Genomic DNA, 16,130 nt, shown 5'->3' with positions numbered 1-16,130 from the left:
TCACTATTCATAATCCTCTCCTTTTATACCAAGTTCTCCTTTGCACATGGCATTAGCAATATCGATCTTCAGTTCTTCGTCATAATCAATCCCGTTCATGAAGCAATTCATGATACGCAGCAATAGTTCTTGGTCTATATTGGAAGCAGCAACATGATAAACAATAGACTCTAATTGACGCATAAAAACACACGCTTGCCAATAGTAGGCATTCTTATGCAAGAAATAAGCCCCAAGAGTAAGAGCAATGCGTTTGTTTCCGTCATTGAAATAATGACCGGAACAGAACTTGAAAACAATGTATGACAACTTACCCGCAAAGGATGGATAATATAAATCATCTTGCACAAAATCAAGGGTGGCCAGAATGCCACCTTTATCACGTACCCCCTCAAAACCACCATCACTGGCATCTATCATGCGGCGATAAATATCCAAAGTTTCGTCATAATCGATATATTTTATTTGATTATTCATCCTCTGCCTGCTTTAAGCGTTTAAGCACATCTTTATTTTCTTCCAAAATGCGATCAAAATCAATTGATTGTTCACCAATAAAACGTTCAAACTCTTCTGGGGTTACTGCTTTCAGATAATCGGCAATATTTCCATGATAGGCATCACGGAAACTGTAATCCCTTGAAGCCATCTTTGTCCGGGCATCATTTAAATAAGGCTTTTGCATAGGATGCTCTGCAAGCTCATTGACAATATCTTCGACTTCCTTCATGGTTAACTTAACGTTATGTTTTACTTTATATCGTTCTTGAATGACAGCTCCCACACCATTTTCAAAAGAAGATATAACAAGTAACACTTCCGCATAAAGCGTATGCCGCATATTATCCTTGATGTTTAAATTGAGTACTTCACGGTACTCTTTAGCGTTCTCCTTGAATACCGCTTTGTAGATAAAGTCCGTAACTTGTGCATACTTATAGGTTTGATGCCCATTTACACATTGATTAATTGCAGAAGTTAGATTTCTGCGATAATTTTCTTCAGTAATAGCAGCAGGTATATAATAAACGTCCCTACGATTGATAAATTTTGTTCCTCCACCTGTCTTTTTATTGATGGTAGCTATCACCAAATCCAAAATCATACTACGTACAGCCTTCGCTTTTTCGCTTTCCGTCAGTAACATGCCGATGTTTAAAAATGCCCGGAAATTGAATAAACCGAGTTGAGTAGTTTTGCTCGCCTCATTTATAAGGTGAGCAAATTGCAACTTAAATTCTTTCAAGGACTTACCTTTACATAAAACATATCCATTATGTTTTAATTCGTCACTATTCAACGAAAGGTAACGGTCTATGGTAGACGTATCTACTTCATAGAAATCGGCAACCATTTTTTTTGTAAATCGATACTCTCCATCAAATAGCATTCCTGTAATATCAAGATGCTTTTGTATCTCGTCAACTGCAAAACGATTGTTCAGCACATTCTGACGCTCGATGTCGGAGACTGTCAAATCTTTCATAATTTATTCGTTATATCGCTGTTTTTGATACATTCCTTGCAAAGATAACAAAGAGGGCTGGCATTCAGAATGTTTTTGGCCTAAATATACTTTTCACCTTCGATTTAGATGTTTTTTGCGCAAAAAAAACAATAAAAAATTTATTTCTGAATTACCAAAATATCCTGTTCGGCCGACCTGCATATACAACGAAGCCCCGAAAATGTCTTCCATCTCCGGGGCTTGTTTTTGATGTATGCTTTCTCTCTTCACAGGGATACCGGCTACATTGAACTTTTAAATTCAATATACTTTAGTATTATTAATATTAAATCTGACCGCTTGTTCGCCTGTCGCAGGGTAATTGCCGTTTCCACGGCACGCGGCCAAACATTTTAGAATTATTTGATTATAAATTCAATCTTATTTTATGATAGCCTTTACAGCTTCTTCGCCTTCAACAGCTACTACGACCACACCCTGAGGAGCAGCGATTACAGCGTTGTCGGAAGTCAGAACCGTGTTGGCAACCGGCTGGCCTAAGATGTTGCTGATAACAACCTTCTTGCCTGCAGCGCCGGTGATTTCTACCTGGCCTTCAGATGCGATCACTTTCACGCCTTTAGCTGCGATAGTTTCGTTATCTGTAGCGGTTTCGTCTTCAGCTGAAACGTCAAGAACGTTTACGACAACTGCATCTTCTTTCGGACCCATTGCCAATACACCGTTGATGTTGTGAACGTAGTTCTTACCATTGTTGTTCTGGCATACGATGTTGTATTCGCCTTCAGCGTCTTTGCTTGCAAATTCGAAGCTGAACTGGAAGTTCTTAACACCTGCTTTAACAGCGTTCTTCAAGCCATCAACTGATTTACCATCAGCAACAGAAACTGTGTCGATCTTGGCAGCAGCATCCAAAGCCGGAACTAACAAGGTATCCTGAGCCATGATAGAAGCTGTGCGGAACATAACGCGGCTTGCACCTGTACCATAGATGTACGGAAGTTCTTTGTTTGCATCCTTTGCATCAGCAGAGTCTACAGAGTTCCACATATACAGTCTGCTTGCAGCAACTTCTTCAGTAGCCTTAACACCCTTTGTGATGTAGTAAGTGTAAGGAGCAGCATTGTCATAATGAGCGGTATCCAACCAGAAGATAAAGTCTAAGTTGCTATAAGCATCAGCTTTCAAGTCACCTTCGCGAACTGCGATACCCTGGTTCTTAGCGTTAACAGCAGCATAGTCGCCATTGATAGCCTGGATGCGTACGTGCTTCGGCAGAGATTTGTAAGAGGCAGGAGCTGACTGCGGTTTAACGATAAACATATCGTTACGAGCGTCCAAACCTTCACCGGAGATGGTCTTGTATTGAGTGCTGACAACTAACTTTTTGTCGTTAACATCATCAAACAATACGAAAGTAGAATCCGTATCTACAGCGATCATAGAGAACTGAACCGGAGTACCGTTCTTTGTTGCATATTTACCGTTAGAGAATACATAGCGGTCACTTGCATCTTTGATGATAAATGCGCTGTCGGCATCCATGATTGTGTAAGTCACTTTCTTCAAAGCATCTTCTACACCGTATTTGCCTTCAGCAGAAGGAACTAAAGTGTACAGCACTTCGTCTTCCGGAGCAGCTACTTTCAGCGTAGAGTCTTTTGTCATTACAATGCTCTGTCCTTCCAATACGTCAGCAGCAGAAGTGATCGTGAACTTGTTGTTCTTGGCATCGTTAGCTGTGATATATTTGAAGCCGATATAAGCGTTGTCTGCATCTACGTCTTCGGCTGCTACCAACTGGATTGTATCGCTACCGATAGTGAAGATGTTTTTGTCTTTGTCGACAACGTTAGTTACACCCTGCCACTCAGCATCTGCTGTTGCACGGTTTTCGATCGTGTAATTACCTTTGTCTACACCGGCTGCTTTAGAAACTACGAATTGAGCATACGGGTTGAATGCCTGAGCTTTTGCTACATACTTAGCAGCATTAACCGGGCTTTTATCAAAGTACAAGCCATAATATTTGTTAGCAACACCGGCACTTGCTTCTTTTTCTGCATCAATTACATAATACAGACCTTCAGCGATTGTTGCGTCACCACCGATAGTAGCGTCTTTGTCGGATGTTTTGATGGTTGCAACCAAGTTGCCATTGGCAGGAGTAGCAGGATCTGCACCGATCGTCAGAACTTTCGTGTTAGAAAGTTTACGGATTACCACTTGCTTATTTGTAGTAATAGAAGCACCTTTACCTGTTCCTAAAAGAGTAACATCAAGGGCATTCAAGCCATCAGCATAGTTTGCACCGTCTTTGATAGCGGAAGTGGAAACAAGAGCTGCTGCATCTGATTCAGATACCTTTGTTATTTCCAAACCATTAAGAGCTGTCAAATATTTATTTACAGCTGCAACATAAGCTTCTTGCTTTTTCTTATCAGCAGCAGTCGTAGAATAAACAATGCCCTTTATTGCAGTCTTCACAGCATCAATCAAATCCTGACCTGTTTTTGCAGTACCTGCAGCTCCTGCTTCTGTAAACTTCTGTACTTCTGCAAATTTTGCACCTTCAGGAAAATCTGTTGCCTTGTTCTGAGTAGAGAACAGAGTAACACCTGCCTTCAAATTGTCCACAACAGTTTTAACAGCAGCAACTTCACCTTCTGTTGGCAATGCAGTATGCATAGCATCCAAAGTAGAGGCTACCGGTAATGACTTCGGAGCAAACAACGGAGCAATTACTAAAGAATCATTCGGGATGTAATAAGTTGCGATAAACGCTGCAGTTGCAGGATGATGTTTAGCAATCTTTGTTCGCTCAGATAAAGTACTGACCTTATTTGAACTTGGTTCAACTGCGATAGTATCCACATTCAATACATTAAACTCTTTGCTGGGGTCGTAGAACTTATAGTCAACCAACAGATATTCTTTTTGTGTTACATCTGCTGCAGTCATATCATCATTCATACGGTCTTTATGTTCTTTTCCGTTTGTTAGGAAAAGAGCACGTGTTCCAGAGCTTGCTGCTCTATAATTACCTGTTTCATCAAAAGTGACATTGACTGCTTTCCATTTATTATCTGTCAAAACATTAGTCTCTGTAGAAGAAACATTTTCGTCCGTAAAGAACAGACGACCACTATTGCTGGCAACCAATGCATTAAAATCTCCAGCGGACAATTTAACAGCATTTGTAGAAACATCACCTTTCAACAAGGCCGATGTTACGCTTTGAACATCTGTCCCTTTAGTAGCATTAAAGTCGATTTCTCCAGTTGTTCCATTAAAACCGATGGTAAAGGTAGTATCCTTTCCTGCACCATAGTTTTTAACAACATAAAGACCTTTGGTTGCATCCCAGGCCCAGTCTGTATTACCATTCTTTTCATTTGCTTTGATAGCCGTAGCCCGACCACCGTCTACCTTATCAGACTGTAACTTGATAGATAGTTTCTGGCCAGACAATCTGTTGGTAAATGAATAGGTGTAAGTTATACCAGCTACAGAAGAATGAGGATTTAACTTTACCTGCCAAAGAGTCCCCAGCAAATTGGAAATACTTCCTCTCCAAGTGGCTGCCTCAACTTTCTTAAAATTACCTGCTTCATCCATTGCTAAATAGTCAGTAGAACCACTACCGATCGTCAAATGGATAAAAGAGCCATCCTTTAGCGTACTAGCATCAACAGAAGCTGCTGCCGCATTAAAGGATAGTCCACCGGCCACCAGAGCGGCAGCCAAAAGAGTAGAAAATCTCTTGTTCATAATCATTAAAAATTAATTGTTAATAAAATAGTGTTTAAAAATCCAACAACTAATTTCACGAAGGAGAGAACAACTCCCCCGCGAATGCTTATGAACGGGCATAAAAAAAACGCGGGCACGTTGTCTATTATCAAACATGAGGCATCTGGAATAGCCCGCTTGGTAATAATAGAACAAAAGCCCGCGCCTTATACGATATAAAACAATCTTCCCATGAAAATGGTAGATGAACTTATACGTAACCAGCGCAAGCATTTACTGTCCATTATTCCACCAAACTTAAAAATTTTCCAGATTTTCATGTAAGGAATAATCTTCGTAAAATGCTTACAATATGTAATTGATCCCGCGCTCCGTGGGCCGCTGCCCACTACGGAATCGTTGCAAAGGTAAATAGGTTTTCCGAATCAACAAGGGGAAAGGCCCATAATTTTCCAAAATAGATGGATTACAGAACAAAACAAGGCCTTTTATGCAACATTCCCCCAGGTTTGGAGAATAAAAACAGTAAACTTGCCGATAAGCTGTTGTTCCCTACTTATGGAACAGTGGAAAGCCAGGGTAACAAAATACAGTTCGTTTCTTGGCATATTTGACTCCTCATTTATAGTACCTATCTTGCAAATCTTGAAATAAATCCCTCAATATGTATTCGATGTAAATAATAATGCCTACATTTACCGCATGCCTGCTATTGGGCATAACTAAAACTTTTAGCTATGAGTAAATTTGTCAATCCTTTTTCGGACTACGGGTGGAAGTTGATTTTCGGGAGCGAATTAAGTAAAGATCTTATCATCAGTTTTCTCAATGAAGTTATCCAGCAAGAAGTGATAGTCGACATCACGTTTCGGAACGTCGAGATGCTCGGCCTGAAACAAGACCAGCGACGGGCTGTCTTCGATATCTTTTGTGAGAACGAAAAAGGCGAAGTGTTTATTGTCGAGATGCAGAAAAGCCGTCAGAAGTATTTCTCAGACAGAGTGTTATACTACGCTTCGTTTGCTATCCAGCAACAGACGATGATCGTAAAGGAAAAGTTGGAGAAGGAACCCGACGAGGCGGTTCGTAAACGCTGGAACTACCAGATCAATAAAGTGTACGTCATTTGTGTCCTGAATTACATCATGGAACCGTCGTTGCCAGACAAATACCGCTGGGACATCGTCCGCATGGATCGTGAGTTGAAGGTCCCGTTTAGTGAAACGCTTAATGAAATCTATCTTGAAATGCCGAAATTTGTATTACCTTTGCATGAGTGTGATACGCTTTATAAGAAGTGGTTATATGTCTTAAACAACATCGAGATCATGGAACGATTACCCAAAGAACTGAACAATCAGATATTCCGGAAGCTGAAAAGCATCGTGGAGGTAGAGCGCATGACTCCCGACCAGCGCTTAGAATACGAATTGAGCCTTTCCGTCGAACGCGATCTCTCCGCCGCCCTCGACACCAGTTTTGAAGACGGGATGGAGAAAGGCAAAATAGAAGAACAACGCCTTATTGCAGCCAATTTCAAGAAACAGGGAGTTAATATCGAAACGATAGCGCAATGCACCGGTTTGTCGGTGGAAGAAATTAGCGGTTTGTAAATCTTCGATGCTTATCAATAAAGTCAGCCGGGTTGTTTAAAGATATAACAATCCGGCTGATTTTGGTTTATCTATTGGCATATTTTACTTATTGTACGATTTGCCAAAATACCCGTTGGTCCAAATCGAAACAGTAGCGCATCTAATTTGGTTTTCTACCCCATATATTTCAAATTACACTTGCGGGTAATATTTTTTAAGAAACTCGGAATAATACAAACAGCTGGATAATAGACAAATACAAATATACTCCTTTTTAGAGAGCTTATTGTAATTTGATATATTAAAAAAGACAGATTTACCTTTGCCAAAAAATGAGGAACAGAAGTTTCATGCCGAGGGAAACTGTTGTGCCAAGCCCATGTAATTTTCGTAGCTGCTTTCACTCACCTCACTACCCAACCCGCAATATTCCGCGTCTCGTCACTGAAGTTCACGCCAATCTCGAACAACTCGCGCGAGTCACTTCGGAACGGGACGGCATAGCCTTTATCCTCTATCTGCCGCAAGGCTTCTTCGGCTGTGCCATTCAGCTTAAATTCCATGACGTAAATATAGCGGTCAGTCTGTAAAACCAAATCGATACGGCCCCGCGAAGTATGATACTCTGCCTTGACATAGAAGCCGGCCTGTTTTTTCATACGCACGACGGATCACACCGGCAAAGCGTAAAGGCAATGTCGTTTCCGACGGACGGGTTCCATACAGTTCTTCCCAACGCGACAAAGATTCATTCAATATACTATATAAACTATCCATACTATCGTATTGGGAAATATTCAAATCAAGATGCAGAATCGGATGTTCCACCCAATCTTTTTCCAACTGCTCCATCGCCAAACCTTCGAGAAGTTCTTTCTTGCCTTCGAAATAGGCTTCCAAGGTGGAAATCAAAAGGCTTTTTCCGAATCGGCGCGGACGGCTTAAGAAATAGTAATTACCAGTCTTCACTAATTGGTAGATCAGTTCTGTTTTGTCTATATAAAAATAGTCAATCCTATGGATTATCCATTCAAACATTCCTTTTTATCAACAAAGCAGCAACCTCTTATTGGTTGTAATATATTTGAAACACAAATGCAACATCCACTTCAAAGCGCCTTAATCTGTTCTTAATATCTGTTTCGTTCCTTTGTGGCAGAATAAAAAGGTAAACAAAGTGAGAAAGTTTTTCGAAAAGATTGTAGAAGGAGGATTGCTCATCAGCGGAAGTATCAGTAGCTTTACGATTTTGCTGATCGTGTTCTTTCTGTTTAAAGAGGCCGGCGGCCTTTTCAATGCTCCGGCCACAGAAGAGGGGTACGTTCTTGCCGTAAATAAAAGCAACGATGTCGGGAAATTATCACCGGAGAAGGTCATGGATATTTTTGACGGTAATATTACCAACTGGAAAGAGATCGGCGGAATGGATCAGGAGATCCTAATATTCCGGTTCTCCGATCTGACCAATTATTATCCGGAGGAAGAATTGGGCGACGAGTTCCAGTATGTCCCGCAAAAGATCAGCGAGCTGGTGGCGAAAGAGCCCGGCATCATCGCTTTCTTCCCCAAACAGTATTTACTGAAAAACGGTTTTCAGGGAAAAGTCCTACCTGAAGAAAAGATCACATTAGGGGAATTTTTCGGAGGGACGAAATGGTATCCAACCTCCACACCGGCCCCGATATTCGGATTGATTCCCTTGCTGTTAGGCACTTTGCTGGTCAGCATCGGCGCAATCGCCCTCTCGCTCCCTTTCGGGCTTGCGGTTGCCATTTATATGGCGGAAATAGCGAATAAGCGGACACGCGACCTGTTGAAGCCGATCATCGAGTTACTCGCAGGTATCCCGTCCGTTGTCTATGGTTTCTTCGGCTTGGTGGTGATCGTACCACTCATCCAGAAAACATTCGACCTGCCTGTCGGCGAAACGGCTTTTGCCGGTAGCGTAGTCCTGGCGATCATGGCACTCCCGACGATTATCACCGTTGCGGAAGATGCTATGCGAACGACACCCCGCGCCATGAAAGAGGCAAGCCTCGCCTTAGGTGCCACCCAATGGCAGACAATCTACAAAGTAATCATCCCGTACTCCATTTCCGGCATTACCTCCGCAATCGTGCTGGGGATCGGACGTGCAATAGGCGAGACGATGGCAGTCCTGATGGTGACCGGCAATGCAGCCGTCATCCCGACCTCCTTCTTCGAACCGGTGCGAACCATTCCCGCGACGATCGCTGCCGAACTGGGAGAAGCCCCCGCCGGAGGCGCACACTACGAAGCGTTGTTCCTGCTCGGAGCCGTCCTCTTCCTGATCACACTGATATTGAGTATCTCCGTCGAGTATATTTCATCTAAAAGAAAAATCTGATTAGCATTATGACACCTGTAACATCTCAAAAGTTTGCATTCGGGTTCTTCACCCTGTTGAGTTATTTAGTCGTGGCAATCCTGTTCGTGATCTTAGGATTCATCCTTATTAAAGGAGGCAGCGTGATCAGTTGGGATTTCCTGACGAAAGCGCCGGAAGAGGGGATGACGAAAGGGGGAATCTTTCCGGCGATAGTCGGGACTTTCTACCTGATCCTCGGAAGCAGCCTCATCAGTTTTCCGATCGGGATCATGAGCGGTATCTATATGAACGAATATGCGACAAACGGCAAATTAGTCCGTTTCATCCGTGTTATGACAAACAACCTGAGCGGAGTGCCGTCGGTCGTATTCGGCCTGTTCGGTATGTCGCTGTTTGTAAATACGCTGGGCTGGGGCGACTCGATCATTGCCGGTTCGTTTACGTTGGCATTGATGTCGTTACCCCTGATTATCCGCACGACGGAAGAGGCATTGAAAAGTATTGACGATTCGTTCCGGCACGGAAGCTTAGCATTAGGCGCGACGAAATTACAGACGATTCGCCGCGTCGTGCTCCCGATGGCTTTCCCGAATATCATCACCGGCCTTATCCTGTCGGTCGGACGCGTATCGGGCGAAACGGCTCCGATCCTGTTCACCGTAGCAGCTTATTTCCTGCCTCAATTGCCGGGAAGCATCTTCGACCAGTGTATGGCGTTGCCTTACCATCTGTATGTCATATCCACAAGTGGAACGGATATCGAAGCCTCCCGGGGCATGGCCTACGGAACGGCCTTGGTGTTGATTGCAATCGTCTTGGTTGTCAACTTACTGGCAAACCTCTTGCGTAATTATTTCGCTAAGAAAGTAAAAATGAATTAATAAACGATACAATGATAAAGATTGATGCTCAAAGTGTAGATTTCTATTACGGCGACTTCCATGCGTTGAAAAACATTTCAATGCAGATAGAAGCCAATACCTCGGTAGCCTTTATCGGCCCGTCGGGTTGTGGCAAATCAACTTTCCTCCGCTTGTTTAACCGCATGAACGACCTGATCCCCGACACACGTCTGGAAGGGAAGATATTCATCGACGGACGGAACATATACAGCAAAGGGGAAAAAGTCGATACGCTCCGTAAAAATGTGGGAATGGTATTCCAGAAACCGAACCCGTTCCCGAAGACAATCTTCGAAAATGTGGCTTACGGCCTACGCGTAAACGGCATTAAGGATAACGAATACATTGAAGAGACCGTAGTTAAAAGCCTGAAGCAGGTCGTTCTTTGGGATGAGGTCAAGAACAAGCTGAAGGATTCGGCTTTTGCCCTCTCCGGCGGCCAGCAGCAACGCCTCTGCATCGCACGGGCATTGGCGATCTCCCCTTCCATCCTGTTGATGGACGAACCGACTTCGGCCCTCGACCCGATCTCCACAGGCAAGATCGAGGACCTGATCCATGAACTGAAAAAGGAATATACGATCGTAATCGTCACACACAATATGCAACAGGCTGCCCGCGTGAGCGACAAGACGGGATATTTCTATTTAGGCGAACTGATCGAATATGGTGAAACCCGCAAGATCTTCACCAATCCGGAGAAAGAATCGACTCAGAACTATATTACCGGGCGATTCGGATGAGAAGATTTATGATTTATGATTTATCATCGACATCTAAATCATAAATCACAAATCATAATTCATAAATCATAATTCATAAATCACAAACATGAAGGTTATAGAACAAGAGATCGCAGCGTTAAAGAATACGATAAACGAGATGTGGGCGCTTGTCCACCAGCAGATATACAATGCCGGTGAAGCCATGCTGACCGGAGACAAGGAACTGGCCTATAAAGTGCTCAGCCGTGAACGCCGCGTAAATGCATTCGAGCTGAAGATCGACAGCGATTGCGAAGATATCATTGCCCTGTACGCACCGGTAGCCATCGACCTGCGTTTCGTTCTTGCCATGTACAAGATCAACACGAATCTGGAACGCCTCGGCGACTTCGCCGAAAGCATCGCACGCTTCTCTGTCAATCTGCCGGCAGGAGAACCGATCGACCCGGAATTAGTAAAGATCGCGCGCGTAGAAGAAATGCTACAGGAACTTCTTACCATGATATCGTTGGCCCAGGAAGCCTTTGAGAAGGAAAGCTCAGAGATCGCATCCCGCATTTTCCTAAAGGACAACATCATCGACGAGATCAATCACGATTCGACTCCTCTTATCGCCCAATATATCGAAACGCACCCGGGCAGCGCGCTTGCCGGCCTTTACATGGCAGGGGTCATCCGCAAGATGGAGCGTTTCGGCGACCATTGCACCAATATCGCAGAAGAACTGATCTTCTATCTGGATGCGAAGGTGATGAAACATATCGGAAAAACGGAAGGGAAATAATATCTTTGCAGCCAGAATCAAACATAATCGTAATCGACAATGAAACGACTAACGGCATTCTGGCTGTCAGCCCTCTTTTTATGGACTGTTTCCGTACAGGCTCAATCATTCATCCCCGAACGGGATTCATCCGGTATTTCCCTGTTTGAATATGCGACAAAGATTCCCAAGCGCAATAATGTATTCAACCTGGATTTGGAAATGCACGCTTCTTTCAACACTTTTTTCATCGGGAGCAAACTGGATGAAGCCGCTTTCCGTTTCAATCATATCAAGCTCGAAGCGACCGGTGAAGTGAATGACCGCCTTTTCTACTGGTACCGCCAGAATCTCAACCAGGGGAACGAAGGGATGGACCTGGAGAACTTGCCGGAATCGATCGAATATGCGCTGATCGGCTACCGCCTCAACGATAAGTTCACGGTCACTTTAGGAAAACAGGATGCCGCCTGGGGTGGATTCGAGTATGATCTCGACCCGTATGCCATATACGAATATAGCGATATGAACGAATATATGGATTGTTATTTTACTGGTGTCACGCTTGCTTACCAGCCGATATCCTCACAGGAGCTGCGCGTACAGGTAACGGACAACCGTATCGGCAGCATGGAGGACGCTTACGGCCTGCTTCCTGCCGGAATTGAAAAGCCACGCGCTCCGCTCTTCTACACGCTTAACTGGAACAGCAGCTATCTGGACGAAGTCATAAACCTCCGCTATTCCGCCACGGCCGGAGAACAGGCGAAAGGGAAATGGATGTATATGGCATGGGCCGGGCACAACGTTTGCACCGGGCCGCTCGACGGATATCTGGATGTGATGTACACACGCGGTTCGCTCGATCCGTTAGGTATCCTTACAGAGTTGGTTCCTCCATCCGAAGAGAGTGAAGAAGGGCCTGTCTGCTTGCGTAATGTCCAGTATTTTTCACTCGTAGCCGAGATGAATTACCGCTTCCATCCGAAATGGAATGTCTTTGCCAAAGGAATGTATGAAACAGGCTCGGTCTATAAAGAAGGTGATAAAGAAGGAGAGCTCCCCAATGGGAAATACCGTACGGCTTGGGGCTATCAGGCCGGTATCGAATTCTATCCGATGGCGGACGAAAACCTGCATATCTTTCTGACAGGAACAGCCCGCTCCTACAGCCTGACGGAAAAAGCAAAAGCGCTGGGTGTTACTATTGAAAACACACAGCGCTTATCGGTGGGGTTCGTATATAAGTTGCCTTTATATTAATCTGTTACTTTTGGCTTGATCCAAAAGTAACCAAAAGATCAAGGCCGAACCTGCTTCGCTACTCCGTTCCCTTCGTTCGCTGTCGCGTCTGAAACTCACTTCGCTCAAACAGCAGACGCTCCGGACGCTCACTGCGGTCACTGCGCTTAACGCTCACCAGCTTAGGCCGGAAATAGAGCCTGACGGCTCTGTTGAGAATGGTACTACTGCCGGCTTTGTTGTTCTGTCGACAGCTTCAAGTGCAGGAACAGGCTTGGCCCCGTGCCCCACACGGGGACGCTAAAGGACCTCCGGTATTATAAAAGAATTGCCGATATCGTAAAAGAACTGTCGGTATCGGCAATCCCCAGAGAAAGCGCTGTTTTCTAAGAAAGGCCTAAGCGGGTGAGCGTAAAGCGGAGGGTAAAGGCGAAGCGTCCGGAGCCTGCGCTGTCTGAGCGAAGCGAGTTTCGCAGGCGACAGCGGAGCCTTTGCCCGGAGTAGCCCAGACGGTTAAGCCTTGATCTTTTGGTTACTTTTGGATCAAGCCAAAAGTAACAGATAAATCAGCATTTATGCAATTAAAACATCAACCCCAACTGATCCCCAGCCTGTAACTCAACGACCAACATACCGTCAACAACCGGGAGGGAAACGGCTTTCTGGTTGATCTTAATGCTCATATTGGCGGAATTGGCCGGGAGTTTGATGCGGAACGTATCGGAGACCAACGCTTTCAAACCGGCTTCCGTTAACAATCCTTCCTTCCATTTTGCTGACACTTCTCCGCCTCCACGAACTTTCAGGCCTTTAAAACTGCCGCTTTTCCAGGCAGAAGGCAGGGCGGGGAGCAATTCGACCCGTCCGGTCTGGCTCTGTACCAGCATTTCGGCAATACCGGCACAACCGCCGAAGTTCCCGTCGATCTGGAAGGGGGGATGTGCACAGAACAGGTTCGGATATGTCCCACCGCCATTCGTCATATTCGTTTTGCGGTCCACACACGGACGAAGCAGGTCGACAAACAATTTATAAGCATGGTCGCCATCATGCAAACGCGCCCAGAAATTAATCTTCCAGGCCATCGACCAGCCTGTGCTCTTATCGCCACGGGCCACAAGCGATTTGCGGGCAGCCTCGGCAAGTTCGGGTGTACGCTCCATCGATATTTCATTACCCGGATACAAGCCGTAAAGATGGGAGACGTGGCGATGGTGAGGTTCTGTCTCTTCAAACGGTTCGAGCCATTCCATGATACGGCCGTCCTTGCCGATTGTCGTCGGCATCAGGCGGTCACATTTCGATGCCAGTTCGCCGGCAAAAGCAGAATCGAGTCCTAAAATACCGGCCGCCTCGATCGTATTGCTGAACAGTTCGCGGACGATCTGATTGTCCATAGTCGAACCGGCACAGATATGCGCCGTCTTGCCGTTCGGCAGTTTATAACCGTTTTCAGGTGAAGTTGTCGGAGCCGTTACCAGATATTTGTTCCGGGGATCTTCGACCAACATATCCACAAAGAACAGGGAAGCCCCTTTCAACACGGGATAAACTTCTTTCAGATACTCCTTATCCAACGTATAGAGATAATGCATATACAGATGTTCGCAAAGCCAGGCGGCAGAAGTATTGGTCGCCCCCCATGACGGATGTTCCCCCGGTGCGGTAAACTCCCAGACATTCCCTAAGATATGCGTCACCCAACCCCGGGCGTTATAATAAGCTTTGGCAGTCCGTTCACCACTGACAACCTGTTGTTTGGTCCATTCGACGAGCGGAAGATGCAGTTCGGAGAGGTTCGCCACCTCTGCCGGCCAATGATTCATCTGAAGGTTGATGTTCAGATGATAATCACCATTCCAGGGCGTATTGATCGTATTGCACCAAAGTCCCTGCAAATTAGGAGGCAACAACCCTACACGGGTGGAAGAGATCAGCAGGTAGCGGCCGAACTGGAAATAGAGCGCACCTAAGGAAGGATCGTCCGGATCAGCATTGAAAGCGGCAAGGCGCTCGTCTATCGGCAAATCCTCACGGGAAGAATGTCCCAAATCCAACTCCACGCGGCCAAACAGGGAACGATAAACTGCAATATGACCTTTCTTCAAAGAGGCGAAATCTTTCTTTTCGGCATCCGCCAACAGGGAAGCGATCTTCCCATCCAGGTCTTTATCGAAATAATCGGTAGCCATGCTCACCAGCAGGATCGCTTCGGAAGCATTCCGGACGGAAACGGTCGAATCGCCGGGAGTAACCGTTCCGCCTTTCGGCAAGATGACACGGACACGCGATGCATAACGGAGGCCTTTCATCTCAAGCGTATCGACACCGTCGAACAGTTGGCCCTGCATCAAAAGGTCATTACCTTCGGCCGTCACCTTATAATGTTCCGGGCGGTTCATACCCAAAGAGAAGTTCAGCGCTTTATCCGCATCGGCAGTCAGATGGATCACTCCCAAATCATCTTCAAAGGAGGTAAAGACTTCACGGTTATACGTCACCTTCCCTCTTCTGAAAGAAGCTGTTGCAATCGCATTATCGAGATTCAATTCACGCCTATATCCGGAGACCGAATCGGAGTTACCCTGATAATCGTAGTCCAGAACCAGGTTACCCAGCAGTTGGTAGCTGCCATAAGGGACATTCGCCCCCTGCCCCTGTCCGCTACCTTCGCCTTTGCAAACGAAAGTATTATACATCAACTCCTGTGCCTCATCGTTACGCCCTTCAAACAGGAGTTTGCGGATCGTGCCTAACGAGTAATAAGCCTGCGGGTTATCCGTCTCCTGCTTACTTCCCGACCACATAGAGATTTCATTCAAAACAATCTTCTCCGTATCGACACCACCGTCGGGCATCAACCCGAGGCGTCCGTTCCCCAAAGGGAAGGTTTCTTCCCATATCTCCGCCGGGGCGTCGAAATGATAGGATAAAGGTTTACCCGTTTTCATATCGGGCATATTGCATCCAGCCAGGAATAGCAATAGGAATGATAGACATTTCAGTTTCATAGTATCAAAATATTTAATTATTAAATTTTTCTTTTTTATCTGTTACTTTTGGCTTGATCCAAAAGTAACCAAAAGATCAAGGCCGAACCTGCTTCGCTACTCCGTTCCCTTCGTTCGCTGTCGCGTCTGAAACTCGCTTCGCTCAAACAGCAGACGCTCCGGACGCTCACTGCGGTCTCTGCGCTTAACGCTCACCAGCTTAGGCCGGAGATAGAGCCTGACGGCTCTGTTGAGGATGGTACTACTGCCGACTTTGTTGTTCTGTTGACAGCTTCAAGTGCGGGAACAGGCTTGGCCCCGTGCCCCACACGGGGCTGCAAA

At 45.4% G+C, this 16,130-nt stretch carries 11 protein-coding genes and 1 pseudogene; 6 read left to right on the top strand and 6 right to left on the bottom strand.

The features are described from left to right. Positions 1–3: 3 nt before the first annotated feature. From ACPYIV_RS19535 to ACPYIV_RS19525, 3 genes are all read right to left on the bottom strand, one after another. On the bottom strand, positions 4–477 hold the full coding sequence (locus ACPYIV_RS19535) for a Fic family protein (protein ID WP_300762937.1): 474 nt from the start codon (positions 475–477) through the stop codon (positions 4–6). Next, on the bottom strand, positions 470–1,486 hold the full coding sequence (locus ACPYIV_RS19530; RefSeq protein WP_425884713.1) for a DNA-binding protein: 1,017 nt from the start codon (positions 1,484–1,486) through the stop codon (positions 470–472). Before ACPYIV_RS19530 ends, ACPYIV_RS19535 begins: the two co-directional genes overlap by 8 nt. Before the next feature lie 402 nt (positions 1,487–1,888). Further along, complete coding sequence (locus ACPYIV_RS19525) at positions 1,889–5,239, bottom strand: DUF6383 domain-containing protein (protein ID WP_425884711.1); 3,351 nt, start codon at positions 5,237–5,239, stop codon at positions 1,889–1,891. 719 nt (positions 5,240–5,958) lie between these two features. Here ACPYIV_RS19525 and ACPYIV_RS19520 point away from each other — a divergent pair. Continuing rightward, positions 5,959–6,834 (top strand): Rpn family recombination-promoting nuclease/putative transposase, encoded by an 876-nt coding sequence (locus tag ACPYIV_RS19520; RefSeq protein WP_425884709.1) that lies wholly within the window; start codon positions 5,959–5,961, stop codon positions 6,832–6,834. 386 nt (positions 6,835–7,220) lie between these two features. On the opposite strand, the gene ACPYIV_RS19515 is transcribed toward ACPYIV_RS19520, so the two are convergent. Further along, positions 7,221–7,475: a PD-(D/E)XK nuclease domain-containing protein gene (locus tag ACPYIV_RS19515; protein WP_370648570.1), complete on the bottom strand. Its 255-nt coding sequence runs from the start codon at positions 7,473–7,475 to the stop codon at positions 7,221–7,223. Next, positions 7,459–7,854 (bottom strand): annotated as a pseudogene (locus tag ACPYIV_RS19510) (AAA family ATPase); the annotation flags it as partial. The pseudogene ACPYIV_RS19510 and the gene ACPYIV_RS19515, both read right to left, overlap by 17 nt. A 139-nt stretch (positions 7,855–7,993) precedes the next feature. Here ACPYIV_RS19510 and pstC point away from each other — a divergent pair. The 5 genes from pstC (at position 7,994) to ACPYIV_RS19485 (ending at position 12,819) form a co-directional block, all read left to right on the top strand. Continuing rightward, complete coding sequence (gene pstC / locus ACPYIV_RS19505) at positions 7,994–9,184, top strand: phosphate ABC transporter permease subunit PstC (RefSeq protein ID WP_299361941.1); 1,191 nt, start codon at positions 7,994–7,996, stop codon at positions 9,182–9,184. 8 nt (positions 9,185–9,192) lie between these two features. Continuing rightward, positions 9,193–10,047: a phosphate ABC transporter permease PstA gene (pstA, locus tag ACPYIV_RS19500; protein ID WP_293734760.1), complete on the top strand. Its 855-nt coding sequence runs from the start codon at positions 9,193–9,195 to the stop codon at positions 10,045–10,047. An 11-nt stretch (positions 10,048–10,058) separates the two neighbouring features. Further along, positions 10,059–10,811 carry a phosphate ABC transporter ATP-binding protein PstB gene (gene pstB / locus ACPYIV_RS19495; RefSeq protein WP_293740937.1) on the top strand — a complete coding sequence of 251 codons (753 nt, stop codon included), beginning with the start codon at positions 10,059–10,061 and terminating at the stop codon, positions 10,809–10,811. Between the two features lie 88 nt (positions 10,812–10,899). Continuing rightward, a complete protein-coding gene (gene phoU / locus ACPYIV_RS19490) occupies positions 10,900–11,577 on the top strand; it encodes a phosphate signaling complex protein PhoU (RefSeq protein ID WP_293734762.1) in 678 nt (225 codons plus the stop codon). A gap of 39 nt (positions 11,578–11,616) precedes the next feature. Then, positions 11,617–12,819 (top strand): porin, encoded by a 1,203-nt coding sequence (locus tag ACPYIV_RS19485; protein WP_299361949.1) that lies wholly within the window; start codon positions 11,617–11,619, stop codon positions 12,817–12,819. Between the two features lie 560 nt (positions 12,820–13,379). On the opposite strand, the gene ACPYIV_RS19480 is transcribed toward ACPYIV_RS19485, so the two are convergent. Continuing rightward, a complete protein-coding gene (locus ACPYIV_RS19480) occupies positions 13,380–15,809 on the bottom strand; it encodes a glycoside hydrolase family 95 protein (protein WP_425884705.1) in 2,430 nt (809 codons plus the stop codon). Positions 15,810–16,130 lie beyond the last annotated feature (321 nt).

This window comes from Parabacteroides vesiculifaciens, from assembly GCF_049860805.1.
Taxonomy (GTDB): Bacteria; Bacteroidota; Bacteroidia; order Bacteroidales; family Tannerellaceae; genus Parabacteroides.
The sequence above is the reverse complement of the archived record's forward strand: the minus strand, read 5'-3'. Positions and strand labels throughout refer to the sequence as shown.